Here is a 23,392-nt window from a genome sequence, read left to right as displayed (position 1 = left end):
CCGGCAATCGCAGGCTGGGAGCCCGTCCTACACCTGTTGGTACTCGACGTGGGTATGGCCGCAGCCCGCGGCCAGGCGGCGCAGGGCATCCCGCTCGGTGCGGTCGACGGTCAGTGACCAGCGGAGTTTGGTGCTGACCCAGTCGGCGGCGTACGTGCAGCGAGCGTCGGCCAGCGGCGGCAGCCAGGTTGAGGGGTCCTGGTCGGCCTTGGACCGGTTGGTCTTGGCGGTGACCGCGACGAGGGAGCGCTCGGCTCCGAGGTCGTTGGCGTACGCCTCACGGCGTGCCGCGCTCCACTGCGAGGCGCCGGAGTCCCATGCCTCGGCGAGGGGGACCATGTGGTCGATGTCCAGGCCCTTGGGGTCCGTGACGGTCACGGCGTCGTAGTACGAGTACCAGCGGCCGGAGAGGATCTTGCACTTCGGTCCGATCTCGGGGCGCTCGCGGGATTCGGCGATCAGCACTTCGGCGCGGGTGTTGCAGCTGTCGTGGTCGGCGTCGGTCCAGTGCTTGAAGCTGGTGCGCTGGTAGCCGGTGCGGGACTCGGCGGCCAGCGGCAGCGCTTCGATGCCGTCGTGCAGGCTCGCGTACCGGACGGGCGTATCGGGTTCGCCGGCCTGGGCCGGGGAGGCGGTGGTCAGGGGCAGCAGGGCGAGGGCGGCGCCGGCGAGGGCGCGCGCAGTCATCTTGATCACGGACATGGTGATACCGGCGCTTCTGCCGGCTCGCGGCCCGATCGGCCCACGACAACCTGCGCGAGTGAAGTCTCAAACGCGCTTCCTCTTTCGGCGCGGAGCGGGCGCGGGTGGCGCTTTGGAGTCGGAGCGAACGCAGCGCCCGGCAGGAGGCGGCTCGCGCGGGTTCGACGCGGTGACACCAGTGGGTAGATTCATGGCACCTGACGTCGTTTCACCTGGCCCGGGAGCCCTGCTTGCACCCCCTCCGCCGCGCCGCGGCCTTCTCCTGCCCTGTCCTGCTGCTGTCCGTGGCGGCCTGCTCGAACCATGCCGCCGGTGAGGACCCGAAGCCGCCGCGGGCGGCCGCTCCGGCGGCGCCGGGCCAGCTGGCGCTGGACAAGGCGGTCGGCCATCTCAAGGTCGCCCGCGAAAACCGCAGCGGGTACACCCGCGATGCGTTCAAGCTGTGGGTCGACGCCGACCGCAACGGCTGTGATGCCCGCGAGGAGGTGCTCCTGGCGGAGGCGGTCAAGAAGCCCCGCAAGGGCAAGGGCTGCAAGCTGACCGGCGGTCAGTGGAAGTCGTACTACGACGGCAAGACCGTCTCCAGTGCGGCGAAGCTGGACATCGACCATGTTGTCCCCTTGGCGGAGGCCTGGGACTCGGGGGCCTCGAAGTGGAGCGCCAAGCGCCGCGAGGCGTACGCCAACGACCTCGGTGCCGACAGGTCGCTGGTGGCGGTCAGCTCCGGCCCGAACCGCGCCAAGGGCGACAAGGACCCCGCCGAATGGCTCCCGCCCGCCAAGGACGCCTACTGCACCTACGCCGCCGACTGGGTCTCCACCAAACTCCGCTGGTCGCTGACCGTCGACACCGCCGAGCGCGTCGCCCTGCGCAAGCTCGCCGCCGGCTGCCCGACGACGAAGGTGGCCTCCACCCCGGCACCGTAGTCAGCCCTGCCCGCGGGACCCCGTGTCGGGGCCCGTCTGCCCCCGCGCCGCGGCCCGGCCGCCCGGGGCAGTCGCCCCGGCCGATGTCGACGGTCACCTACCCGGTGCACTTCGAGGGCTGGGGCGGTCCAGGCTCTTGCCGGGGCCGAGGAGCCTGTCCTGGCCGGCCCGGACAGGCCACGGGAGCTGGCGTGCGCTGACGCTAAGCGTCCGGGCCGTCGGTCAGGTGCGTGAGGATGTCGCGGGCGAGAGCGGGCAGAGGGCGTCCGGTGGCGAAGGCGCGGGCGCGCAGGCGGGCCAGGGCTTCGTGGACCGGGACCTCCAGGACGCCGGCGAAGGCGCCGGCCGCACGGTAGGTGGAGGTCCAGTGCTCGTCGATCAGCGCGGCCGGGTGCCAGGGCAGCTCGGCGGTGGCGCCCAGGTGGGGCAGGCACCGGTCGGCGACGGCTTCGGCTGCCGCGGCGGCCACCTCCGCGGCCTCGGCGAGCTGGTCCGGGCCGAGGAACAGGGGGCCGTAGCGCAGGCAGACGGCGGTGCCGAGCACATGCCGGCCGAGCGTGAGGGGGAAGGCGTACAGGGCGCCGAGGGGGCCGAGTTCTTCGCGCAGCCGGGGTCCGAAGAAGGGGTACGGCGTCGGGTTCTTCGCCAGGTTCGGATACAGCACCGGGCGGCCGGTGGCGGCGGCCTCGATGCCGGGGCCTTCCGCGGTCTCGTACTGCACCTCCTCCACCCGCAAGATGGCCGCCTCGGAGACCGCGAGGACCTGACAGCGGGCCTGCCCGGTGAACAGGCACAACGACACCTCGTCCCCCGGCAGGCCACGGCCGAGCGCGGCGCACAGCTGCTGCGGGACAGCGGCCTCGTCCCGCCCGCGCGCGGCCTCACGGATGCACCTCACCGCCTTCCGGCCCGGCACGTCACCACCCTGCCCCGGTCGAGGACTGCCCCGTGCCGAGTCCCCCGTTGCGCCAAGCTCAACGTGCCCCCGCAATCGAAGAAGCCTTCGATCGCTCACCTGGTCCGGCCGGGGCGCGGTCCGCTGCTCGGCCGGACCGCGGGCTGGCTCTGGCTCCACTAAGGTGGCCGCCTCGATACGGAGGGGGAGAGTGTGCAGGACCGGGCAGTGGCCACACGGCGCACCATCCTGACGGCGGCCGCCGAGGTGATCATCGAGCGCGGGTACGGCGGCGCCTCCATCTCGCAGATCACCGCACGGGCCGGGGTGGCGGCCGGGGCGGTGTACTTCCACTTCCGCAGCAAGGAAGGCCTCGCCCACGCGCTGCTCGGCCTCCTGGACGGCTTGCCCCCGCGCTGCAGGAGTGGAGCGATCTCGCGCTGCTGCTGGCCCGCCGCCTCGATACGGATGCGAAGGTCCGGGCCGCGCCGTACCTGGCCGCGCTCGCCGACAGCCAGGACGGCTGGACCTCGCCCTGGCCCGCCTGGCGGGCCACGGTGGCCCGCCCGCTGCACGCCGCCGCCCGGCAGGGCGAGCTCCAGGCGCACGTGCAGCCCGACGCGGTGGCCGAGCTGCTGATCAGCGCGTGGGCCGGGATGGCCGGCCACCGCACCCCCGGCACCGCGGAGCAGCAGATGCGCACCTTCCTCACCTGCTGCCTGCCCGGCATCACCATCCCGGCGCTCGCGGTACGGCTGAAACCGACGCCACGGCCTGCACCGCGTTCCGGCACCAGCCCGGCCGGGACTGCGGCCTGACCGCTTGCGTCAGTGCCGGAACCGGCTACCAGCCACCGGCGGGCCTCTGGAACAATCGGTACGGCACACCACGGCCGCGCCGCAGTTTCCGGGAGTTTTCATGGCAGAGGATCCGATCGCCCAGGGCGAGGCGGCCGCGCTGACCCGCCGCGTCGAGGCGACCGCGCAGAAGAACGACCGCGAGTTCGGCATCGTCAAGAGCGACCTGACCGCGCTGCGCCTCCAGGTGGGCAACCTGGACCAGAAGCTGGACAACTTCATCGAGGAGTCCCGCAGGGAGACTCAGGAGCTGCGCCAGACGATGGAGAGCAGCCAGGCCCAGATCGTCGAGTTGCGGCAGGAGATGAACCGCAACCAGGCCCAGATCGTCGAGCTGCTCACTGGCCTGGTGGGCAAGAACCCCGACGCGAGCTGAAGGTCTTCCGGCTCCGGTCGGAAGTGCTCCGAGGTCCGGCAGGGCGCCCATCACGAAGCCGATGCTGTCCTGCCGGGCCTCGCTGCTGGTGGCCCGGCAGGCACAGCAGCCGCTCTGCGGCACAGCATCACCGTCGGCCCGCAGAACCTGTCCGGCTCACGTGTAGCACGCGCACCACGCGCTCGATTTCCTGTTATCGGCCTTCCCAGTGGGTGAGGGCGGGGATCGGGGCGGGCCGCGGCCGTCGGTGGGCCGTGCTGGTGACCGGGGCCGGGGCAGGCGGGGGCGAAGTCCCGGTCTCGGTGGTGCTGAGGTGCTGCAGGGGAGCGGTGAGCGTGTCGCTGAAGGCTGTCAGCAAGTCGTCCAGCCGTTGGGTCGGCAGCGGCGCTGCCTGGCCGCGGGCGGGCGGTTCGGCGAGTTCGGGCTCCGGACCGGGGCTGCGGGTGAGGGCGTGCTCCCACAGAGGGGCGAAGTAGTCCGGAACGCCGTCGAGGACCAGGACGATGCGCAGGACGACGTCCCAGTCGGGGACCGTCTCACCGCCCAGGACGGCGGCGACCTGGTCCTGGTCTAAGGTGTTTCCGCTGGTGACGGCCATGGCCCAGGGGCTGGGGGAGCCGGCGCGCTGGTGCAGGTAGCGCAGGGCGGAGACCAGGGTGTGGCCGGTGCGGCCTTTGCCGCGGCGGGCCTGGGCGTCTTCCCAGATCTTGCGCAGGGCCGCGGGGTCGGCGCCGCAGGCGCGGGCGAGGCGGGCGGTTGCGTCCCAGGAGGGGAAGCGTTCGCCGCTCATGATGCGGGAGAGGTAGCTGGAGGACAGGCGGGTGGCTTCGCCCAGGCTGCGCAGGCTCAGCCGGGAGGCCCGCTGGAGTTTGCTCAGGACGGGGGCGAGCTGGCCTGGTGGTCCGGCCGGTTCCGGTAGTGGGGGCGGTTCGGCGGCGGAGGGGTCGTCCGGTGAGGGGCTGAGGCCGTCTGTGGCAGGGCGGTCGTCGTCGGTCGCCGGCGGGGGCGGCGCCGGGCGGGTGCGCGGGGTGCGGGCGGGGGGCCGGTCGCACCCCTCGCCGTACTTGTGCCGTGCGGTGTCTTTGTTCAGGTTCAGCACGGCGCCGATGCCGGCCCAGTCGATGCCGCGGCGGCGGTCACGCTGGACGGCCGCCGGCAGCATCTTCTCGGCCAGGCGCTGGATTCGCACCAGAGACTGCAGAACGTGGTCGGTGGCGCTGGGTGCCATCAACTGCTGCCGCAGGCGCACCGTTTCTTCTTCAAGCATTTCCGCCTGTGCGGCGAGTTTCCCGTCGAGCTCCGCGGTGTCGACCTCGGCCTGACCCTGCTGGCGTTTGCGGTGAGCGGCCTGACGGCACCGCGTGCCGCAGTACTGCCCAGGACGTCCCGTGGACTGTTCCCTGAGCCGGCTTCCGCAGTTCTCACAGGTTGCTGGGGGAAAATATCCCGGCATCGTGCCGTGTCCTTGTCTTAAGTCGTGGCCCCGCGGGCGACGAAAGGGATTTCGTCGCCCGCGAAGCGTGACGGAATGCGGAGATGTTCGTCCGTTCCGTAGGGAACGCAGGTGCGGAAAGCGCACCGGGAGCCATCACGGGGCCGGCTCCCGGGCCAGGCGGATCAGCCGCCGGTGCGCGTGCGCCGCCAGGCCGTGTAGGCCCACAGAGCGGCGGTGACAAGGAGGACCGCCAGGGTTACCGGCTCCTCAGGGGGATCGATGACCACGAGCGGGGGAGCTGTCAGCCACCCGTCCGGTGCGGCCGGGCCGGTGTTGCCCGGTGCATGCCCGGCGCTGCCCCTCGTGTCCACACGGAAGTCGGCACTGTTACTGTCATCGGCAGGTCGGCGCCTTCGGTGTTTGACCCGAAAGCGATCGGGGAATTCGCGCATTGAACCTCCTGGAAGGTCGCGATTGCGGTAGGGACGCGAGCCCGGGTCCGTGGAAAGAATCGGGCTCGCGTTCCGTTTGCCGTGACACTAACGACACGGTTTGCCCAGCGCCATTCGGTCAAATGCGCCCACCAGTAGCCCATATTCGGGCCTAACGGACACTTTCGTAGCGCGCCAGCGGGGAAATACATCGGAATCAAGAAACAACCCTTCACAGGATGCGGATCTTGGTATATGCGAACATCCCCCACCTCTGCGATTGAGTAAATGCCCAGGTGGCAGCGCATAACCGGACGCCCAGCACAAGGCACCTTCCGCCCATTCGCGCAAAGAACCGAATTCACCGCTCACGCCAGGCCCGGCGTCGGTGCCTGGCCAGCACGGCGCGGCCCGACGGGCTGACGCCTGCCCAGGTATGCATCCGCAACCTTCAAGCGGGCGCACGCAGCCGCGGCACACCCGCACCCTGCCGCCCCTACAGGAGCACACCCGGCACCCTGGCCGAAGCTGACGCCATCCGAGCAAGCGCCCTCCGGCGGCCCCGGAACCCGATCGGGAATTCAGCACAGACGGTGTTGCCCGTACCCCGTGCCCTGCGACGGCCATGCCGCCGTACCGATGCGTTCCCAGGCCGAGACTGCGCCGCGTGACGCATCTGGTCGCCCTGGACGAGGACAGCCGCCTGCCCCCGGCGGCGACAGCCCCGCAGACGGCAGCGTGCGCGCTTCCCATGAACCATGATTGAGGTAATGATAGGGGTTAGGTATCATTCCTCTTATGCTGTATCTGACGCCCCGCCTCGACACGGACGACCGCCGAGTCCTGGAGGAGATCGATTCCCTGCAGGAGCAGATGCGCCATGCGGTGCTGCAGGTGCCGACGAAGTGGACGCAGGATCTGCGCAAGGCGCTGACGGCCAGTGCGATCGCCGCGTCCAACACCATCGAGGGCTACCGGGTCGATGCGAAGGATGTCGCGGACCTGATGGACGGCGAGCGCGATGCGGTCGATGCCAGCGAGGAGAACAAGGCCGAGACGCTGGCTTACCAGCAGGCGATGACCTACATCCAGTCCCTGCACGACGCGCGCGACTTCCGCTACAGCAAGGAGCTGCTCAACGCGCTGCACTGGATGCTGCAGGGCCAGCACCACCCGCTGCGGCTGGCGGGCCAGTGGCGGCGCACCGCGATCCGTATCACCGCCCCCGGCGACGAGCTGGCCACCGACTACGAAGGCCCCGACGCCGACCTGCTGCCCGGCCTGATGGGCGAGCTGGTGGACTGGCTCAACGACGGCGACCTGGACACCCACGTTCTGGTGCGGGCGGCGATGGCCCACCTGAACCTGGTCAAGATCCACCCCTGGTCGGACGGGAACGGCCGGATGTCCCGCTCCCTGCAGACGCTGGTCATCGCCCGCGGCGGGATGCTGGCGCCCGAATTCTCCTCCATCGAGGAGTGGCTGGGCATGCCGGGCAACACCTGGGAGTACTACAAGGTGCTGCGCGAGGTCGGCGGCCCCGTCTACTCGCCCGAGCGCGACACCGGGCCGTGGATCCGGTTCAACCTGCTCGCCTACCACCAGCAGACCCAGCGGGTGCAGCGCCGCGTCGACCGCTCCAACGACTGCTGGATGCAGCTGCTGGAGGCCGCCGACACCTTCGGGGTGAGCGAACGGCAGATCACCGCGCTGCACGAGGTGGCGATGGTCGGGCGGGTGCGGCGCTCGCGGTACGAGAAGGCCGAGGCCATCAACACCCAGCAGGCCACCCGGGACCTGCAGGCCCTGACCAAGGCAGGGCTGCTGACCGCGGTGGGGCAGACCAAGGGCCGCCACTACGTCGCCGGCCCCCGCTTCCCCGAAAACGTCCGGGCCACCGCCCGGCGCCCGCACACCATCACCGACCCCTACGCCCGCTGACCCTCGGGCGCGCCGCTCCCGGTCGTTCCGCACGCCGTGTCCCACACCGTGATCCGCTCGTGGAGGAGTACGTGAGCTCGCTGTCCCAGTCCTCGCCGCCGGCACCGGCATCGCCGGACGGTCCGGCCGACGACAGGTCCCGGTCGGTCCTGACGGAGCAGGTGCTCCCCGACGCCGTACGCGGCGCGGCCGGGCAGCAGCATCCGGTGGTGGTGTTTGTTGCGGGGCAGGCCGGCAGCGGCAAGGCGCTGGTGGTCGACTTGGTGCATGCGGCGCTGGCGCGGCGGGGCGGCGCGGTGCGGGTGGACCGCGACGCGTACAAGAGCGTGCACCCCCACTACGCCAGCTACCTCGCCGAGGACGTACGGACCGCCGGCGTACGGGTACGGCCGGAGACCTATGCCTGGCAGGCCGAGGTGGAGGCGCACGCCCGGGCGCACCGCTACGACGTGGTGGCGGAGGAGGCCCTGGCCGACCCGGTCCGGTGGCGGGCCGCGGTGGCCGCCTACCGTCAGGCCGGATACCTGATCGAGGTCGTGGCCCTGGCCGTGCCGGAGGCGGTCAGCCAGCTCGGTGTGCTGGACCGGTACTTACGGCTGGCCGAGGAGTCCCGGGCCCGGTACGTGTCCTTCGACAACCACGACGCCTGCGCGGCCGCGCTGCCTGCGACCCTGGCCGCCATCGAGGCGGAGCACCTGGCCGACCGGATCGTCATCGTGCGGCGCGGCGCCCAGGTGCTGTACGCCAACGAACGCGCGGCCGACGGGCGGTGGGCCCGCCGGCCGGGTGCGTGCGAGGCGCTGCTGGCCGAGCGGTCGCGGCAGTGGAGCGCGGCGGAGACCGGCGCGTTCCGCCGCCAGCTCGCCGACGCCGACCGGCGCGCCCACGATCCGCGGCTGCCCGAGGACTGGTCTCTGGCCGTACGGCGCGACGCCGAGCGTGCTGCCGCGCTCGCGGAGCCCGTCCGGCGCATCGCCCAGCTGCGGCGGGAAGCGCCCGGGGTCGACTACCACCGGCTCTCCGCCGAGGAACACCGGGCCATCTTCGACGAGCTGATCGTGCCGGACCTCCTGGCGCGCAGCACCGCGCAGGAGCGGCCCATCGTGGTGTACGTCATGGGCCAGCCCGGCGCGGGCAAGACCGCGATGACCCCCATGATCCGGCGCACCCTGCGGGGGCGGGCGGTACGTATCAGCGGCGACGACTTCAAGACCGCCCACCCCGACTACCTCCAGCTGCTGCGCGAGGAGCCCCGTACGGCCGGCGCCCGCATCCGCGCCGACTACCGGGCCTGGCAGGCGATGGCCGAAGCGTACGTACGCGAGCGGCGCAGTGACGCGGTCGTCGAGATTGCCCCCGCCAGCGCCGCCGCCTTCGTCAACGCCGCGAACCTCTACCAGCAGGCGGGCTACCAGGTCGAGATCGTCGTCCTGGCGGTGCGCGCGGCCGACTCCCTCCAGGGCACCGCCGCCCGCTACGCGCAGGTCAGCCAGTACGGTGGGCCCGCCAGGTTCACCACCACCGACGGGCACGACACCCACTTCACCGCCCTCGCCGACGCCGTCACCGCCGCGGAGCACACGCCTGTGGCCGACGCGGTCACCGTGCTGCGGCGGGATGCCACCGTCGTCTACCGCAACGTACACTCCCGTACGGGACACTGGACGCGCCCGGCCGGCGCCGCCACTGCCCTGCTCCTCGAGCAGACCCGCCCCTACACCACCGCCGAGGCCGCGCGTTTCTGGGCCACGCACCGCTGGCTGCGCTCCGCGATGCCGCACTACCGCGACGCGCTGCGCCACATCGCCGACCTCACCCGGCCGCTAATGCCGCCTCACCTGCAGCCGCACCGGCTGCCCGGACCCGGGCCCGTGGCCGCCCTGCCCTTGCCCCGCCCCGGCTACTACGGCCCGGGGGCCTCCAGCTCCTTCAGGCGGGCCGCGTAGAGCGCAGTGATCCGCGCCACCTCCTCGGGGCCGGCCTCCTCCAGGCGGTGACGGTCCTCCACGCACGCCTGCCGCCGGGCGACCAGGTCCCCAAGGCGCTGCGGAGCTGCCCCGGCTCGGCGTTCCTCCCGGATCCGCTGGCTGTACCAGGCGATCACCCGCCCCACCACCTCCTCGGCAACCGCGTAGCTGACGCCGTCCGGCGGTTGGGCCCCGGCCGGATCCGGGGCGGAGTGCGGGTCAGGGCCGGGGGTCGCGGGGTCGTGCACGGCAGCCACCAAACAAGACAGGGGATGAGAAGGGCTCATTCCAGCACAGCGGGCCACCTCAGCACGTCGCACCGTCTTGCCGAACAGCGCGGCACGGCCGGGATCCGGCCGCGGCCGGGCCCAGCGGCCCGTCGGCGCTGTTGACCCCGGCCCGTACGGGGCATAAGAGGGCCGTGGGTCAGAACCAGTCCGTCACCGGCGCCTCTCGGCCCGCGTCCCCGCCCGGCCTGCCGCCGCGTACGGTCCGCGGCATAGATTGGCCCTGCAGGTGATCACTTCTGGTGGGGGATACGACACGCTCATGGCTGACCTTCGTGCGCTGTTCAGCTCGAACGACCCCGTGGGGGAGCGTGAGGCGTTCACCAACCGCCAGGCCCAGTGGACCGTGGCGGCCACCGCCGTCGAGGAGCACCTGCGCCACATCGCCGCCCCGGCCTTCGACGTCGAGGACCTCGAAGCACCCCGCAACAACGTGATCACGTTCTTTGGGGTGGGCGGCATCGGCAAGTCCACCCTACTGCGCAAGCTCGAAGCCTCCCTCACCGAAGCCGAGCAACGCCCCCAGCAGTGGGGCGCCCCGGCATGGGCGGGGGAGAAGATCCTGCCCATCCGGATCGACCTCGCGCGCAGCCGGACCGCGACCGGGTCGGTCTTCGAAAATGTCGTCCTGACCGTCCGGATCGCTCTGGCCGCCGCCGTCGGCCGGCCGCTGCCCAGCTTCGACCTGGCGCTGCGCCGCTACTGGGACGCCCAGCACCCCGGCGAGCCGCTGGAGGAGTACGTACGGCGCACCGGCCTGGCCGGGCGGTTCGGGCAGTTGCTGCCGCAGCAGATGCAGGCCGCGGTCAGCGAGGCCATTGGCGCCCTGCAGTTACCCGGCCTGGTCGGGTCGGCGGCCGGGCAGGTCACCACCGCGCTCGTCAAAGCTCTGCGCGAGCGCCGGGACCGGGCACGGGCGTTGGCCGGCTGCGCCCGTACCGAGGCGCTGCTGGAGGCCGATCCTGACCTGGAGGCCCTCTCCTTCTACCCGCACCTGCTGGCGTGGGAGATCAGCCGCCTGCCCGCGAAGAAGCAGGTGGTGCCGGTCATCCTGCTCGACACCTTTGAGGACACCGAGGACCGCCACCGCGACACCGAGCGGCTGCTGCAGCGCCTGGTGTGGCTTATGCCGAACTGCCTGTTCATCATCAGCGGCCGCAACCGCCTGCGGTGGGCCGACGAGGCCCTCCAGGGCCAGCTCGACTACACCGGACCCCACGCCTGGCCGGGCCTTTCGCCCCACAACGGGCTGGCCGCCGGGGCGGCAGGTGCTGGCGGCGCCCGCCAGCACCTGATCGGTGATTTCTCGCCGCAGGACTGCGACACCTACCTCGCCGGGCGCCTCACCCACGACGACGGCCAGCCGCTGATCGGCCCCGGCATCCGGACCGTCGTCACCCAGCGCTCACACGGTCTGCCGCTGCACCTGGACCTGGCCGTCGCCCGCTTCCTGGAGATCCGCCGCACCGGCCGCACCCCCACCCCCGGCGACTTCAACCACACCTTCCCCGCCCTGATCGCCCGCACCCTGTCCGACCTCACCGGCGACGAGCGCCACGTCCTGCGCAGCGCCAGCCTGCTGGACGCCTTCGACCTGGACCTGGCCACCCGCGCCGCGGGCCTGGCCCACCAGGCCGCGGCCCGCCGGCTGACCGAACGCCCCATGGTCACCGAAGACCCGTACGCGATCTGGCCCTACCACCTGCACGGCGCCATCCGCACCGCGCTGCGCGCCACCGACACCCACACCGAAGACGGCTGGACCCCGGCCGACTGGCACCGGGCCGCCGACCGCGCCCTGGACGCGGTCGGCCGGCAGTGGCGAGACGCCCATACCCGCCTGCCCGGCCGGACCCTGCTGGTCGCCTGCCTGCGCCAGGGGCTGCGCCTGGCCCGCGACCACCGCCTGGACGACCTGGCCTGGCTCACCGACGCCGCCTTCGCCTACACCGACGACTCCGTCTGGGAGCCTCTCGCCCCACCCACTGCCCCCGCCGTCGGCGAGGCCCCGGTGGACACCCCCGCCGACGCGCTGGCCGAGGTGCTCACCGCCATCGCGCGCCGCCAGCACGAGCATCGGGAACGCACCGCCGAGCGTTTGACCGCCGTCCTGGACACCGGTCTGCTGCCCGGCGAACTCACCGAGCTGGCCCTGTACTACCGGGCCAAGGCGCACAAGGACCTCGGCCGCACCGACGACGCCCTGACCGGCATGCGCCACGTCGCCGACGCCGGCGGCCGGCTCGCCCCGCGCGCCCGCCGCGGCATGGCCAACCTCGCACGCATCCGCGGCGACTTCCCCACCGCCCTGGCCGCCATCCCCTCCCTGGGCTGGGAAGGCCGCCACCACCGCGTCCTGGCCCACATCCACTTCCCCCACGGCGACATCGACCGCGCCGCCGCCGCCTTCGAAGCCGCCCGCACCGAAGCCGAAGAGCACAACGCCCCGGGCGAGCGGGCCATCGCCCAGACCCTCCTCGCCCTGGTCACCGCCTTCACCGACCCGGTACGCGCCGACGACGAGCTCGCCCTCGCCCACCAGCTCCTCGACCAGCTCGACCAGCGCGCCACCGTCCTGTACGCGCAGGTCGCTGCCCTCGTACGCGACGCCGGCACCGACCGCGACGTCACCGACCGCGCCACCGTGCTGCGCACTGAGGCCACCACCGCCGGCCTGCCCTGGATCATCCCGCTGCTGGAGACCGCCCTCGCCTTCCACCACGCCGTACGCGACGCCCACGACCACTTGGCCGCCACCCTCGACCGGCTCCGCGAAGCCACCGCCAACGGCGACTTCGCCTACTACGTCAACATCGCCGCCGCCATGGGCGACCTGCCCCAGCCCACGGGCCCTGCCGTCCAGTGGCTCGACAGCGAAATCGCCGTCCGTGCCCGCTGGCGCGCCCTGGTCACCGCCCGCCAGCTGTGGCGGACAGCGTCTGCACATCGTCGACCGCCACAACCCTCGGCGTAGGGGGCGTCCGGCTCACGGTCCTTGGGAAGTGTCGCGAGCCGTACCGCCTCCTCGAGAACCGCCTGCCCTCTTTCTGAGCCACCGTGCAGCCGGCCAGGGCCCGTGTAGCCGGCGCGCGTGGCCCTGCCGCTGAAGCGGTCTGGTGGATCGACGGTCCCGGTGCCGCAGTCAGCCCGCCCGGCGGCCGCCGGACGCCTTCTTCCTCGCCGCGGCCTTCTTCGCCGGTGCCTTGGCGGTGGTCTTCTTGCCGCCTGTTTCCTTCGGCGTACGGGCGCTCTTGCGCGCGGAGGAGCGTTTGGCGGTTCCGGTGACCTTGTCCTCGATGGCTCGCAGCGGCGTCACCGACGCCTGCGTACCGCCGGCGTCTTCCCCGCGGGCGCTCCTGGCGGCGCGGACGCTGTCCTCCAGGGCGGCCATCAGGTCCAGGACCTGTCCGCGCGGCTGGGGAGCCTTGCCGGGGGCTTCGATGTCGCGGTTCTCCAGTTTGGCCGTCACGATCTCCTCGACCTGCTCGCGGTAGTGGTCGCGCAGGTCCTCCTCGTCCAGTGGGCCGTAGCTGGCCATCAGCTCCTCGGCTGCGGCGAGTTCGTCCTCGCTGATGTCGACCGGCCGGTCGGGGACCACGCCGGCGGGGGTGCGGATCTGGTCGGGCCAGCGCAGCGAGTGCAGCACCAGCACATCCCCCATCGGCCGCACCAGCGCCAGGGTCTCCTTGCTGCGCAGGGCGATCTTGCCGATGGCGACCGAGCCGTGGTCCTCCATAGCGTCGCGCAGCAGGACGTACGGTTTGTTGGCGGCAGGCCCGTTGGGCGCGACGTAGTACCCTCGCTCGACCTGCAGCGGGTCGATGTCGCCGGCTGGCACGAAGGCGAGGATCGTGAGGGTCTTGGCGGTCGGCAGCGGAAGCTGGGCCAGGTCGTCGTCGGTGAGCGGGACGACGCGCTCGCCGGTCGCATAGCCGCGGCCGATTTCATCGGTCGGCACCTCGGTCTCCTCCAGAGAGCACTCGGGCCGGCTGCGTACGCGCCCGCCGTCGGCCTTGTGCACGCGCACGAAGGAGACGGACGGTCCGCTGTCGGTGGCGGCGTGCAGGGAAATCGGCACGGTGACCAGCCCGAAGCTCAGAGCCCCCTGCCAGAGCGAGTGCGGCATAGCTGACCTGCCCTTTCCTGGGCTTTTCAGCGTAAGACGGGACTGACGTGGGGGCACTTCAGCCAGCTCACGACTCCTGCTCACCAATGTCCTCAAAACAGGGCCCGTACGCAATTTGTACGCGGTTCGTACGGTAAAAGGGCGCCATGCGTGCGGTTTGTGGGATAGAGTGTGGGCCAGGAGGTGTTCCATGTCCGAGTTGTTTGATGCGGTCGACGCGCTGGTCGCATCCCGCTCCCCGCTGCCGTCGGCGGAGGAACGCAAGCGGCTGCGTCAGGCGCACGGCCTGACGCTGGACGAAGTCGCCGCCGCGCTGAAGGTGCGCCGCGCCACGGTGTCCGCCTGGGAGTCGACGAAGAAGCCGACCGAGCCGCGCGGCCCGGAACGCGAGGCGTACGCGCGGCTGCTCAAGCAGCTGGCGGAGCTCTACCCCGCACCGCAGGAGCGGACCGCCCCGGTCCCCGCCACGTTCACCGGCACATCCGAGCCGGCGGAAGCCGGGACTCTGTCCGCAGCCCCGGCGCCCGAGGCTGCGGCCGTAACTGATCACGAGAACACCCAGGCCCCTACTCCCGTCACCTCCGCTCCGGCGGCCGCGCCGCGTCCGGCACGCACCACCAGACCAGCGTCGACGTCGCGCCGTCCGGGCGCGCGGAAGGCGGCCCCGGCCGGAAACCCGGCGGGCTCCGTCGACCCGCGGTTCGAGAACGGTCCGCTGGCCGTCATCGACGTCCAGGACGGACAGGTGCTGGCGTACTGCACCGGCGGCCTGGTCCTGGACGTGCCCGCCAAGTCCCTGCCGTCCCTGGTGGACTGGACGCTCAAGGAGGCCACGCTCGGGCAGCCGAAGCTCTCCGGCCCCGGCAAGGACGCCGACCCGCTGCTCGTGCTCACCGAGGCCGCGCTGGAGCGCTACGGCCTCCCGGCCACCCTCACGGAGCAAGACCGGGTCGCCGGGCGGATTCCGGAGGGCCACAAGGTCATCAAGCAGCTGACCCGCGCGCAGTGGCAGCTGACCAAGCGCGGATTCGGGCCTTGGGCGCGGATCTACCGCCCCGCGACCGGCTCGGAGCGGACCTGCGTGCAGCTGTGCATCCCGTCGTGGAACGCGCTGGACACCCGCCACTGGGGCCCGGCCGGGCAGCTCCCGCCAGCCGAACTCGCCCGCGTCCTGGGCGTGTACGCCTCAAGGGTGATGACGCCGCGCGGCTCGACGGCCGTGACCGGCCTGGAGTTGATGACCGCGCTGCACCCGCCGACCCGCGCCACCGCGCCGGATGAACATGGCAAGCGCACCTCGGAGCACAACCCCGGCTCGCTGGGCAAGGACCCGATCGACCCGATGAACTGGCCACCGTGCGAGGTCCCCGACGGGCACCCGGTCCTCAAGGACCTGCCGCGCTTCCACGTGCGCGGCCCGGACGAGAAGCTGTTCGAGGAGTCGTTCGACTGGGCGCGACCGCTGACGGATGCCGAGTGCACCCTGCGCCATCTGATCGGCCTGGATGTGAACCTCGCCTTCGGCGCCGGCGCGAACGGCTTGACCGTCGGCCTGGGCGCGCCCACGCACGTCAAGGCTCCGGCGTTCGACCCCAAGCTGCCCGGCTCGTGGCTGGTCGACCTCTCCCACATCGACCTGTCCCGCGTGAAGGCCGGCAAGGAGTGGGTGGAGCTGGACGGCGGCCTGCTGCCGAGCCCGTTCACGCCGAAGGGTGGGCGGCCCGAGGGACCGGCCTGGTACGCGACGCCGACCGTGGCGTACGCGGTGGAGCTCGGCTACGAGGTACGCCCGCTGGAGGCGTGGGTGCGGTATGAGAACGGCCGCTACCTGGACGGCTGGTACACCCGCCTGCGCGACGCCTACCTCGCCACGATGGCCGACCTCGGCGTCGACGCCGACCTGGCGCCGGCCGACTTCCTCGCGGCGATGGACGGCTACAAGGACCGCGACCCGCAGCTGGCGATCCTCGTCTCCGCGATCAAGGCAACGGTCAAGGGCGGCATCGGCAAGCTCCGCGAACGGCCCCGGGGCGAGGGCTGGCGGCCCGGCGAGCCGTGGCGCGCCCTGTCCCGCCCGACCTGGCGGCCCGATATCCGCGCGGCGGTCATCTCCCGCACCCGGATCAACCTGCACCGCAAGATCGTCAAGCACGCGGCATTCACCGGCCAGTACCCGGTCGCCGTCAACCACGACTGCGTCGTCTACGCGGTCGACGGCGACAGCCCGCTGGACTTCCTGCCCTACCGGGAGGGCAAGCCGCTGCCCGGCGGCTTCAAGCTCGGCATCAACCCCGGCCTGGTCAAGCACGAGGGCACCCAGACCGTCCTGTGGGGCGAGGAGGTCCGGGACCGGTTCGACGCGCCGGAGCTCAACTTGGCCCGGTACATCAAGGACGGCACCGTCACCGACGTCGACCATGGAGAGTAGGAGAGGGCCACGATGAGCAGGTTCGGGGACGGCCTGGACGCCGCGGTGCACAAGGCGTTCACGCGTCCGGCGCCCAAGAGTGCGGGCGCGCAGATGCGGTACCTGGTCAAGCAGCTGAAGGGCACCAAGGCGGTCGCCCAGCTGCTGCGGATCTCCCAGCGCACCGTCGAGCGGTACGTCAAGGACCAGATCAAAAAGCCGCGAGCGGACCTGGCCGCGCGCCTGGAGCGCGAGACGAAGGCCCGGTGGCAGCCGCAGATTAGGGCCAAGGCCCGGCAGAAGGCGGCGACGACCGACGGCATCGTCGTCGACGTCCACGCCCGCCTCGGCTACACCGCGCCCATCGGAACGACGGACCAGGACCGCATCCGCCACCTGACCGTCGCCCTCCCGCCCCGGCACGCCGCGCGTCTCTTCGACGCCCAGCAGCAGGGCGCCGGCGACGACCGGCTGCGCGAGCTGACCGCCGAAGCCCTCAAGGAGGTCTACTTCCAAGACGGCGGCAGCCGCGCCGGCTCCCTGCAGGACGTGCAGATCAACGACGTGATCCACCTGGACTTCGAGCTGTAGAAGCCGCGACCCGAACAGCGAGCGGGCCCGGACCGACTCGGTCCGGGCCCGCTCACGTTTCCGCGGGGTGGTCGTTCCTGCACGCGATGTCGTGCTCAACGACCTCGCGACGCGCCGGTCACCCCGCGCCCGGCGTGGTACCGGGCTTGCTCACAGCGAGCCATCACTCAAGCCGTAGCGGTCTGTCACGTCACCCCGTCGCAGGGGGCGCGGCAAGGCCCTGGACGCCCTCGTACGGGCGGAGCGCAAGGTCTTCACCCGGCCCGCACCGAAATCGGCAAAGGCTCAGGTGAAATTCCTTCTCACGCGGGTGAAGGGGTCGACCAAGGCCCTGGCGGAGCGCCTGGGCGTCTCGCGCCGGACGGTGGAGCGCTACCGGGCGGGGACGCTGACCACACCCCAGAAGCGCCTCCAGGCCGCACTGGTGGAGGAGACCGAATCAGCGTGGCAACCGCAGGTCAGAGCACAGGCACGTGAGCAGGCAGCCACCTCCGGCGGCATGATGGTGGACGTGACGGCGCACTTCGGATTCACCTGCAAGGGCAGCTCGGACGACGGTCGCGAGCGCACCATCACCACGGCGATCTCCCCCACCTACGCCGCTCAGATCCTCCAGCTCCAGGAGGCCGGTGCGACGGAGGAGGACCTGCATCCGATCGTCGCGAAGGCCATCACCGAGTCCTATTTCACGGAATGGGGCACCCGCGCCGCTGGCCTGCGAGCAGATTTCACGGACGTGAAATCAATAGAATTCCGGTTCTGACCCGGCCGAAACCAGAGCCTGCTATAAACCGAATTCAGCGGGCCGCCGTCCAGCACTCTGGCGGTGGCCAGCTCCCGAATCCGCACCACGAATACGAGGCCGAAGATGACCACGCCCTGGCCGCCCCGGCGCACCGCACGGAGTCCGTACGCCCCGCACGTCGCCGCGCCCCGCGAGCCGGTCGACCCCGCCCGCATCGGCCGCCGTGTCGTACGGCGCCGGGCGAAGGGCATGGACGCCGGCGCCGTCGCGGCGGCCCTCGAGGACGCCCTGTTCGACGCCCGGCAGGACTCGTGGCACGAGGACCTGGCCGACGACGTCCGCGGCCGCGCGGAGCGGGCGGAGTGGGAACGCATCGACCAACTGCTCGCCGCCGTCCCGGGCACGGTCTACGACCCGGACACCGACGATGTCGTCCAGGCCGAGCTCGCCGCCGACGCCGCGGCCGCCGCCGCCCGGGAAGCCGAGCTGCGCGAAGCCGCCCGGATCGCGGCCCGCGCCGACGAGCTCCAGGCGCTGCGCAGGTCGGCACTCTGGAGCAGGCCCAGCCCCGCGACGGGGACGAAGCCGTACGCGCGGAGCTCACCCGGCGAGCCGGCGGGTACGTCCAGGCCGATGTCGACGCCTGGCTCGCCCGCGCCTTGGCCGCGCGCCTCGGGCACTACCGCGCCCCGGCCGCCCGCGAAGCCGCCGCCGGCCTTCTGCCTCAGCCGGTCCTCGCCCACGCCGCGCTGCTCGCCGAACTCGCCCGCCTGGTCCCCGGCACCGACGCCGACCAGCTGGCGTTCGCGGCCCGGCTCGCCACCACCGTCCCCGAAGCCACCGGCGCCCTGGCCGCGTTCCTCGCCCGCGCCCGGTCGTAGCGCAGCATTTGCACGGCCTGCTCCGACACCTCCGGTCACGCTCCGCTGTCCCCTGCCCCCCCAGTACCTGGGGGACGGACCTGTGAGGACTGGGGGATTGGGGCCTGAAATGCCTGGAATGACTGTGATGCCTGGGGGGTTGGGGGACTGTTTGCCCAGGCAGGCATGTTCCTGAGGGGTGGCTAGTGAGCTGGGAGGTAGCTGGGGGACAGCCATACCCGTGATCACTAAGAGTGACTGTCACGCCTGGGGTGTCACGCGCCCCCGATCCGGCTGTCACGCTGAGGTGTCACGCTCTCCGTTCGGCCCGGAATCACGGGCCTGAACCCCCGGCTTCGGGCCTCGCGCCGATCAACGTGACACCCCTCCCGAACCGACTACAGTGCGCAGCGGCAAGCCGATTCGGGTTGTCCCGTGGTACCACGCCTCGGCTGGTTACCACGGAAGGCTGACCAACGGCGATCCAGAGCTCTACCGCATCGTGTAGGTGACGGAGCGCGACCCGGATTGCACCTGTGCCCCGGACCCGGAGGGCAGTGCGCCGGCAAGCCCTGGTGCCTCAAGGTGGAAGGAGCCGCGGCCGCCAGCCCCGGACCTGGGTGAGCGGAGCGGCCCCACGGCCGCCGCGCGGCCGATACCGTGGTGACACACGCCCGTTCGCGCCCTGGAGGCCCCGATGAGCGATCAGCCGGCTCCCGCCGTCACCTCCCGGCAGCAACTGGAACCCGCCGCTGCCGCCGCGGTCCGCGCGTACGCGGCCAAGACCCGCGCCGATGCCGACCGGTTCGCCGCCGTGCTGGAGGACATCGCTACCAACGGCCTGCCCTCGGTGGAGAACTGCACGCCGTGGGAGGAGCTGCGCGAGGCCCACCTCGCCCGCCTCGCTCGCCAGCGCCCGGCCGTCGCCTGATGGCCTCACAGCACGGTCCACGCCGCGCCCGGATCGCGTTCTCCGAATCTGCCGCCAAGCAGCTGGAGAACATCACCAGCGAGACGGAGATCCACGCCCTGGACCGCGCCCTGGTCGTCATCTCCGTCGACCCCGACATCGGCGAACCGATCCCCGGCGACACCGCCGGCCCCCAGCTGCGCGAGTACGCCGACGAAGTCGAGCGCGTACGCCTCTTGTACTGGATCACGGCGCTTCGCACGGTGGTCGTCGTCGCATACCTCGAGGTCTGACCCGCGAAGGAGCCGGCTGTGTCGTCGATCGCCCAGAAGCTCTCCGGGCATCGCGATCTCGGAGGGCTCCGCACCATGGTGGAGTGCCCGTTCAAGGCCACTGTGCTCCGCGAAGGCCCAGCGCAAAACGCCGGGACGGGCGGGGCCTGGCTCGCGTTCCTGTGCCCGGTGCACACCGTGGATCTGGACGGGTGGCCCGGCACTGAGGACCACCCGGATGCCAGCGCGATGCCGTGCGGCACCGTGCTCGACTACCGCTCACCCGAGGAACGGCTCCAGTCGCACGCCGACCTATGGCTGACACCGCTGACCGGCGTCGACCCGGCAGCATATGGCGCCGCGTGGTCTGACGTCCTGGACCAGGCCGACTGCGTGCTGCTCGCCCGGGCTGAAGCGGCTGAGGCCGCCGACGAGGACAGTCCGCTGCAGAACATGCTGGCGGTCATGGGCGTGGCACGGCGATCCGCAGCCGAAGGTGATCTCGGGGTGGCGGCGACCGCCCTCGGGTACTGCGAGATCCTCGCCCAGAGCCTATGGCCTCACTCGACACCCGCCTTGCACCGCCCATGGCTCCGGGGGCCGTGACCAGTGGAGCGCGTGGACGGTTCCGCAGATGGCCTTGCACCCCATTGGTAGGTAGTACAGGTAGTACCTACCTACGGGTTAGAGATCTCCCCCTGAGAGCGAAGCTCGCCGCGCGGGCGCACGCCACCCGCCGCCACCTGTACCGCGCTGTTCGTTCCCGCCCGCACGGCGCACATGTTCCTTCTCGGCCCTGTGTGGCCGCCTGCGGCGCTCTGACGCCACCCGGGCCCCGAACTGCGATCAAGGTCCCCACAGGCGCCCACAGTGGCGTACAGCCCCTTTGCCGCTCGTGCGGCGTCGCCGATTGGAGAGGCCACCACGGCAGACCGCGCATGGCCACCTCCCGCTGTTCCCGGCCCGAGCTCGGCTCACGCCTGCTGTGCCGCCCGGCCTGCGGGTGCAGCAACCATTGCTGCACCGGCTGCTGCACCTGGTGGTGAAGGGTGCAAGGCCACCTACTGCTCCGTCGTGCAGCAGCTGCTGGCTGCCCGAGGAGGTGCTGCTTGCAGCCGGCGTCTGCTGCTCCGGCAACGGCAGGAGCCTCGAGCTGCTGCATAACAGCGCAGATCTGCGCTGTTCCACGCGAGATATATGCACGGATGCTGCATACGGCGCCCCGAGCGGGCCGCCGCGTTTGTTCTGCTGCTCCAGAACAAGCCGGTTCACCTGGTGCTACCACCCCTCGCTGCTTGCACAGCAGCACGACGCCTCCGGAGCACGTCGCGTTGTTCTGCTCCCCCAGAACAAGCCGGTTTACCTAGTGCTACCGGCAGGTGCACGAAGAAGGCGCTGCACCAGGGGTGCAGCGCCATGGGGGCCAGGATCTCGGTGGGCGGGCTGGCGGAAGTTCAGCCGGCAGCGGCGAGGTTGGCCAGCTGCGCGGCGAACCGGGCCCGTCGTTGCTCGGTGAAGCTCTCGGGGTCTGCGGCCTTGATCTCGGGCACGGCCATGGGGGAGGAGACCGCGCCGCCGGTCAGCAGCGGGTGGAGCTGGTACAAGCCGTCTTCCAGGGCCCAGGCGAGTCCGCACTCGCGCAGCTCCTTGAAGCCGCGGTTCACGGTCGGCTTGCTCGCGCCCAGTTCGCGTGCCATCTCGTTCTGACTGATCGAGGCAGTGCCGGTCTCCGGGTCGCTGAGGTACAGCAACTGGTCCAGGACGCGGCGGCCGGCGGTGGAGACGTCGACCAGGGCCAGGAGGCGCAGCACGTCACGGGAGATCGTGACGGGGGCCTCTGTGGGAGGGCTGGGGACGTAAGAGCTGCTCACGGAGCCTCACCACTTCCGATCAGGTCGAGACGCTGTAAAGAGGATATGCCGCGCGAGCGCGAGGTCATGCGCTCGCCTTGCGTACGGGCCGCCGCTGCCGCAGCGTGACGACCTTCTCCTTGCGGCGGGCGGCCTCCGCGGCCTTCTTCTCCGCCTCCCGCGCCCGGCGCCACTCGGTGGGGTAGTCGGGGTGCGGGATGATGCAGGCCGGGCCCTTGGCGTCGTTCCAGAGCTTCTGCCACTTCTCCTGCTCGCCGGAGGTGCCGGCCACCGTGAGCCACGGGTTCAGCTGGAGGATGCCGCGCTTGGCGGTGCGCATCCAGCCGATGTGCGCGAAGAACTGGCTGGCCTCGTTCACGGAGGCCGCCGAGAGGTTGCACCGGGCCTGGAGGGCGCGCTGGTTGGTCTTCACGAAGCCGCGGGGCGCCGCGCGCTCCTTGTCGTCGGCCCGGTTGGCACTCTGCAGCGCCATGAGCTGGCACCACACCTGAAACCAGCTCCCGGGCATCTTCAGGCTGCCGAGCACGTTCAGCAGCAGCCGGGCATCCAGCACGTAGCCGCTGACCTCCGCGCTCGCGGCGAACTCGCGGCCCTGGATCTTCTCCACGCCCAGGATCAAGCCGCCCTTGCCGTCCGACCGCGCGACCACGCGCTCGCCGGGGCGGACGATCGGCAGCTGTTCCATCAGCACAGTCCTCCAGAGATGATCAATGTTTCAGGAAGCACGGTAGCACTAGGTAAACCGGCTTGTTCTGGAGGGGCAGAACAAACGGTGGCTCACAGTCACCTGACGGTACGTCAGCTACGGGGGGTGTTTGTTCTGGGTTTCCAGAACGCCCGGGACGCGTTTGTTCTGGAAACCCAGAACAAACGCTTTCACATCGCCGCAGGTCAGGGCCCGTTTCGGCACGGAACGCTCTTATGTGTCACTAGAGCTCAACCACCACGCGAACCTCGTTCGACACGCCACGCTGCGTACGGGGCAAACGGCTGGCAGCGGCGGGCGTGTCGTCGTCGGCAACCACCGGATCGTGGGCGCCGGCCAATGTGGTTGAGCTCGCTTCGCGTGCGGCACCATGCCCAAGTGCGGGTCGTGGACAGCAGCAGCGGCTCTGCGTCTCGGGTGGTACCGACCGTGACGCTCAAAAGCACGGAGGCGTGGCCGGTGCCGGTGGGCGGTTCCGCCGCCCGGCCCAGGGGGCCGTTCGGCTCCGGTACCTCCGTATGCCGGAACTCCGGATTTCCGATATCCGGGGTACTGTTTTGTGGCTGAGGTTCGAAGCGTCCCAAGTCGTAATTCCTCGCCTGAGTGGGGAAGCGAAATGCCGGCGCTAACCGCTCATCAAATTGCGTGCCCTGCCCGGCGGCTCCGGGGGTGTCCCGTGTTTTCGCCAACGCTACATTCTGCATCAGCCTGATGCACGCGCTATACTGAAACCCGACCCGAACGAGCGACCCCCACCCCTCACAGCCAGCCGGACCCGCGGAGCGGGTCTTCGGGTAGTGAAGGCGCAGCCGTAACGGACCGACCGTCAGGGCGGGGGAGCGCAGCGGACCCGCCCCGGAGTACACAGCACTCCGCAACACCCCCACGGGAGGCCCCACACAAGCCGCACCAGGCACACTCGATCAATCGGGCCGCGCAGCGGCCGGCCCCACCGATCCCCGAAGCGCAGCGCAGGGGATCAGCCCGTGCTCCGCACGGGCAGCGGGAGCACGGCGACCGCTCGGCACCCGCGGAGCGGGTGCCTTCGCTTGCACATCGCGCAGCGATGTGGTACCCGCTCCGCGGG

General features: G+C 71.4%; 22 protein-coding genes. 14 read left to right on the top strand and 8 right to left on the bottom strand.

Going from position 1 to position 23,392, the window contains the following annotated elements:
• Window positions 1–27: 27 nt before the first annotated feature.
• Window positions 28–696: an HNH endonuclease family protein gene (locus tag ACZ4QV_RS34605; protein ID WP_467763879.1), complete on the bottom strand. Its 669-nt coding sequence runs from the start codon at window positions 694–696 to the stop codon at window positions 28–30.
• Between the two features lie 236 nt (window positions 697–932).
• Between ACZ4QV_RS34605 and ACZ4QV_RS34600 the strand changes: the two genes are divergently transcribed.
• A complete protein-coding gene (locus tag ACZ4QV_RS34600; protein ID WP_467763878.1) occupies window positions 933–1,628 on the top strand; it encodes an HNH endonuclease family protein in 696 nt (231 codons plus the stop codon).
• Window positions 1,629–1,830: 202 nt separating this feature from the next.
• Here the strand turns inward: ACZ4QV_RS34600 and ACZ4QV_RS34595 are convergent, their stop codons facing one another.
• Window positions 1,831–2,526 (bottom strand): GAF domain-containing protein, encoded by a 696-nt coding sequence (locus ACZ4QV_RS34595; RefSeq protein WP_467763877.1) that lies wholly within the window; start codon window positions 2,524–2,526, stop codon window positions 1,831–1,833.
• A gap of 210 nt (window positions 2,527–2,736) precedes the next feature.
• Between ACZ4QV_RS34595 and ACZ4QV_RS34590 the strand changes: the two genes are divergently transcribed.
• From ACZ4QV_RS34590 to ACZ4QV_RS34580, 3 genes are all read left to right on the top strand, one after another.
• Window positions 2,737–3,162 (top strand): TetR family transcriptional regulator, encoded by a 426-nt coding sequence (locus ACZ4QV_RS34590; protein ID WP_467763876.1) that lies wholly within the window; start codon window positions 2,737–2,739, stop codon window positions 3,160–3,162.
• Window positions 3,081–3,341 carry a hypothetical protein gene (locus ACZ4QV_RS34585; RefSeq protein ID WP_361883584.1) on the top strand — a complete coding sequence of 87 codons (261 nt, stop codon included), beginning with the start codon at window positions 3,081–3,083 and terminating at the stop codon, window positions 3,339–3,341. Before ACZ4QV_RS34590 ends, ACZ4QV_RS34585 begins: the two co-directional genes overlap by 82 nt.
• A gap of 100 nt (window positions 3,342–3,441) precedes the next feature.
• Window positions 3,442–3,756: a hypothetical protein gene (locus ACZ4QV_RS34580; protein WP_361883523.1), complete on the top strand. Its 315-nt coding sequence runs from the start codon at window positions 3,442–3,444 to the stop codon at window positions 3,754–3,756.
• 193 nt (window positions 3,757–3,949) lie between these two features.
• Here the strand turns inward: ACZ4QV_RS34580 and ACZ4QV_RS34575 are convergent, their stop codons facing one another.
• The gene (locus ACZ4QV_RS34575) at window positions 3,950–5,023 is read right to left on the bottom strand and encodes a helix-turn-helix domain-containing protein (RefSeq protein ID WP_361883526.1); all 1,074 of its coding nucleotides are present in this window, start codon (window positions 5,021–5,023) and stop codon (window positions 3,950–3,952) included.
• A 1,397-nt stretch (window positions 5,024–6,420) separates the two neighbouring features.
• Between ACZ4QV_RS34575 and ACZ4QV_RS34570 the strand changes: the two genes are divergently transcribed.
• Window positions 6,421–7,563, top strand: coding sequence for a Fic family protein (locus ACZ4QV_RS34570; protein ID WP_361883529.1), 1,143 nt, complete (start codon window positions 6,421–6,423; stop codon window positions 7,561–7,563).
• 71 nt (window positions 7,564–7,634) lie between these two features.
• Window positions 7,635–9,509 (top strand): zeta toxin family protein, encoded by a 1,875-nt coding sequence (locus ACZ4QV_RS34565; protein ID WP_467763875.1) that lies wholly within the window; start codon window positions 7,635–7,637, stop codon window positions 9,507–9,509.
• Here ACZ4QV_RS34565 and ACZ4QV_RS34560 read toward each other — a convergent pair.
• Entirely contained in the window at window positions 9,467–9,778 is a 312-nt protein-coding gene (locus tag ACZ4QV_RS34560; RefSeq protein WP_467763874.1) for a hypothetical protein, read from the bottom strand. The genes ACZ4QV_RS34565 and ACZ4QV_RS34560 overlap by 43 nt on opposite strands.
• Before the next feature lie 301 nt (window positions 9,779–10,079).
• On the opposite strand from ACZ4QV_RS34560, the gene ACZ4QV_RS34555 reads away from it, so the two are divergent.
• Entirely contained in the window at window positions 10,080–12,791 is a 2,712-nt protein-coding gene (locus tag ACZ4QV_RS34555) for an ATP/GTP-binding protein (protein WP_467763873.1), read from the top strand.
• 168 nt (window positions 12,792–12,959) lie between these two features.
• Here the strand turns inward: ACZ4QV_RS34555 and ku are convergent, their stop codons facing one another.
• A complete protein-coding gene (ku, locus tag ACZ4QV_RS34550) occupies window positions 12,960–13,943 on the bottom strand; it encodes a non-homologous end joining protein Ku (protein WP_467763872.1) in 984 nt (327 codons plus the stop codon).
• A 190-nt stretch (window positions 13,944–14,133) separates the two neighbouring features.
• On the opposite strand from ku, the gene tap reads away from it, so the two are divergent.
• The 3 genes from tap to tpg (ACZ4QV_RS34535) all read left to right on the top strand — a co-directional run bounded on the left by tap (window position 14,134) and on the right by tpg (ACZ4QV_RS34535) (window position 17,704).
• Complete coding sequence (gene tap, locus ACZ4QV_RS34545; protein ID WP_467763871.1) at window positions 14,134–16,371, top strand: telomere-associated protein Tap; 2,238 nt, start codon at window positions 14,134–14,136, stop codon at window positions 16,369–16,371.
• A 12-nt stretch (window positions 16,372–16,383) separates the two neighbouring features.
• Window positions 16,384–16,941 (top strand): telomere-protecting terminal protein Tpg, encoded by a 558-nt coding sequence (gene tpg, locus ACZ4QV_RS34540; protein ID WP_361883552.1) that lies wholly within the window; start codon window positions 16,384–16,386, stop codon window positions 16,939–16,941.
• Window positions 16,942–17,161: 220 nt separating this feature from the next.
• Window positions 17,162–17,704: a telomere-protecting terminal protein Tpg gene (gene tpg, locus ACZ4QV_RS34535; RefSeq protein WP_467763976.1), complete on the top strand. Its 543-nt coding sequence runs from the start codon at window positions 17,162–17,164 to the stop codon at window positions 17,702–17,704.
• Window positions 17,705–18,093: 389 nt separating this feature from the next.
• On the opposite strand, the gene ACZ4QV_RS34530 is transcribed toward tpg (ACZ4QV_RS34535), so the two are convergent.
• Complete coding sequence (locus ACZ4QV_RS34530) at window positions 18,094–18,366, bottom strand: hypothetical protein (protein WP_467763870.1); 273 nt, start codon at window positions 18,364–18,366, stop codon at window positions 18,094–18,096.
• Here ACZ4QV_RS34530 and ACZ4QV_RS34525 point away from each other — a divergent pair.
• The 4 genes from ACZ4QV_RS34525 to ACZ4QV_RS34510 all read left to right on the top strand — a co-directional run bounded on the left by ACZ4QV_RS34525 (window position 18,346) and on the right by ACZ4QV_RS34510 (window position 20,334).
• A complete protein-coding gene (locus ACZ4QV_RS34525) occupies window positions 18,346–18,567 on the top strand; it encodes a hypothetical protein (RefSeq protein WP_467763869.1) in 222 nt (73 codons plus the stop codon). The genes ACZ4QV_RS34530 and ACZ4QV_RS34525 overlap by 21 nt on opposite strands.
• Window positions 18,568–19,243: 676 nt before the next feature.
• Window positions 19,244–19,477, top strand: a complete 234-nt coding sequence (locus tag ACZ4QV_RS34520; RefSeq protein ID WP_467763868.1) for a hypothetical protein — start codon at window positions 19,244–19,246, stop codon at window positions 19,475–19,477.
• Window positions 19,477–19,749, top strand: a complete 273-nt coding sequence (locus ACZ4QV_RS34515; RefSeq protein ID WP_467763867.1) for a hypothetical protein — start codon at window positions 19,477–19,479, stop codon at window positions 19,747–19,749. The genes ACZ4QV_RS34520 and ACZ4QV_RS34515 overlap by 1 nt, the downstream gene beginning before the upstream one ends.
• Before the next feature lie 18 nt (window positions 19,750–19,767).
• Window positions 19,768–20,334: a hypothetical protein gene (locus ACZ4QV_RS34510; protein WP_467763866.1), complete on the top strand. Its 567-nt coding sequence runs from the start codon at window positions 19,768–19,770 to the stop codon at window positions 20,332–20,334.
• An 848-nt stretch (window positions 20,335–21,182) separates the two neighbouring features.
• On the opposite strand, the gene ACZ4QV_RS34505 is transcribed toward ACZ4QV_RS34510, so the two are convergent.
• Window positions 21,183–21,599, bottom strand: coding sequence for a helix-turn-helix domain-containing protein (locus tag ACZ4QV_RS34505; RefSeq protein ID WP_361883575.1), 417 nt, complete (start codon window positions 21,597–21,599; stop codon window positions 21,183–21,185).
• Between the two features lie 64 nt (window positions 21,600–21,663).
• A complete protein-coding gene (locus tag ACZ4QV_RS34500) occupies window positions 21,664–22,284 on the bottom strand; it encodes a hypothetical protein (protein WP_467763865.1) in 621 nt (206 codons plus the stop codon).
• Between the last annotated feature and the right edge of the window lie 1,108 nt (window positions 22,285–23,392).

This window comes from Streptomyces sp. NPDC026394 (genome assembly GCF_055567735.1).
This window is presented reverse-complemented; position numbering and strand designations above follow the sequence as displayed.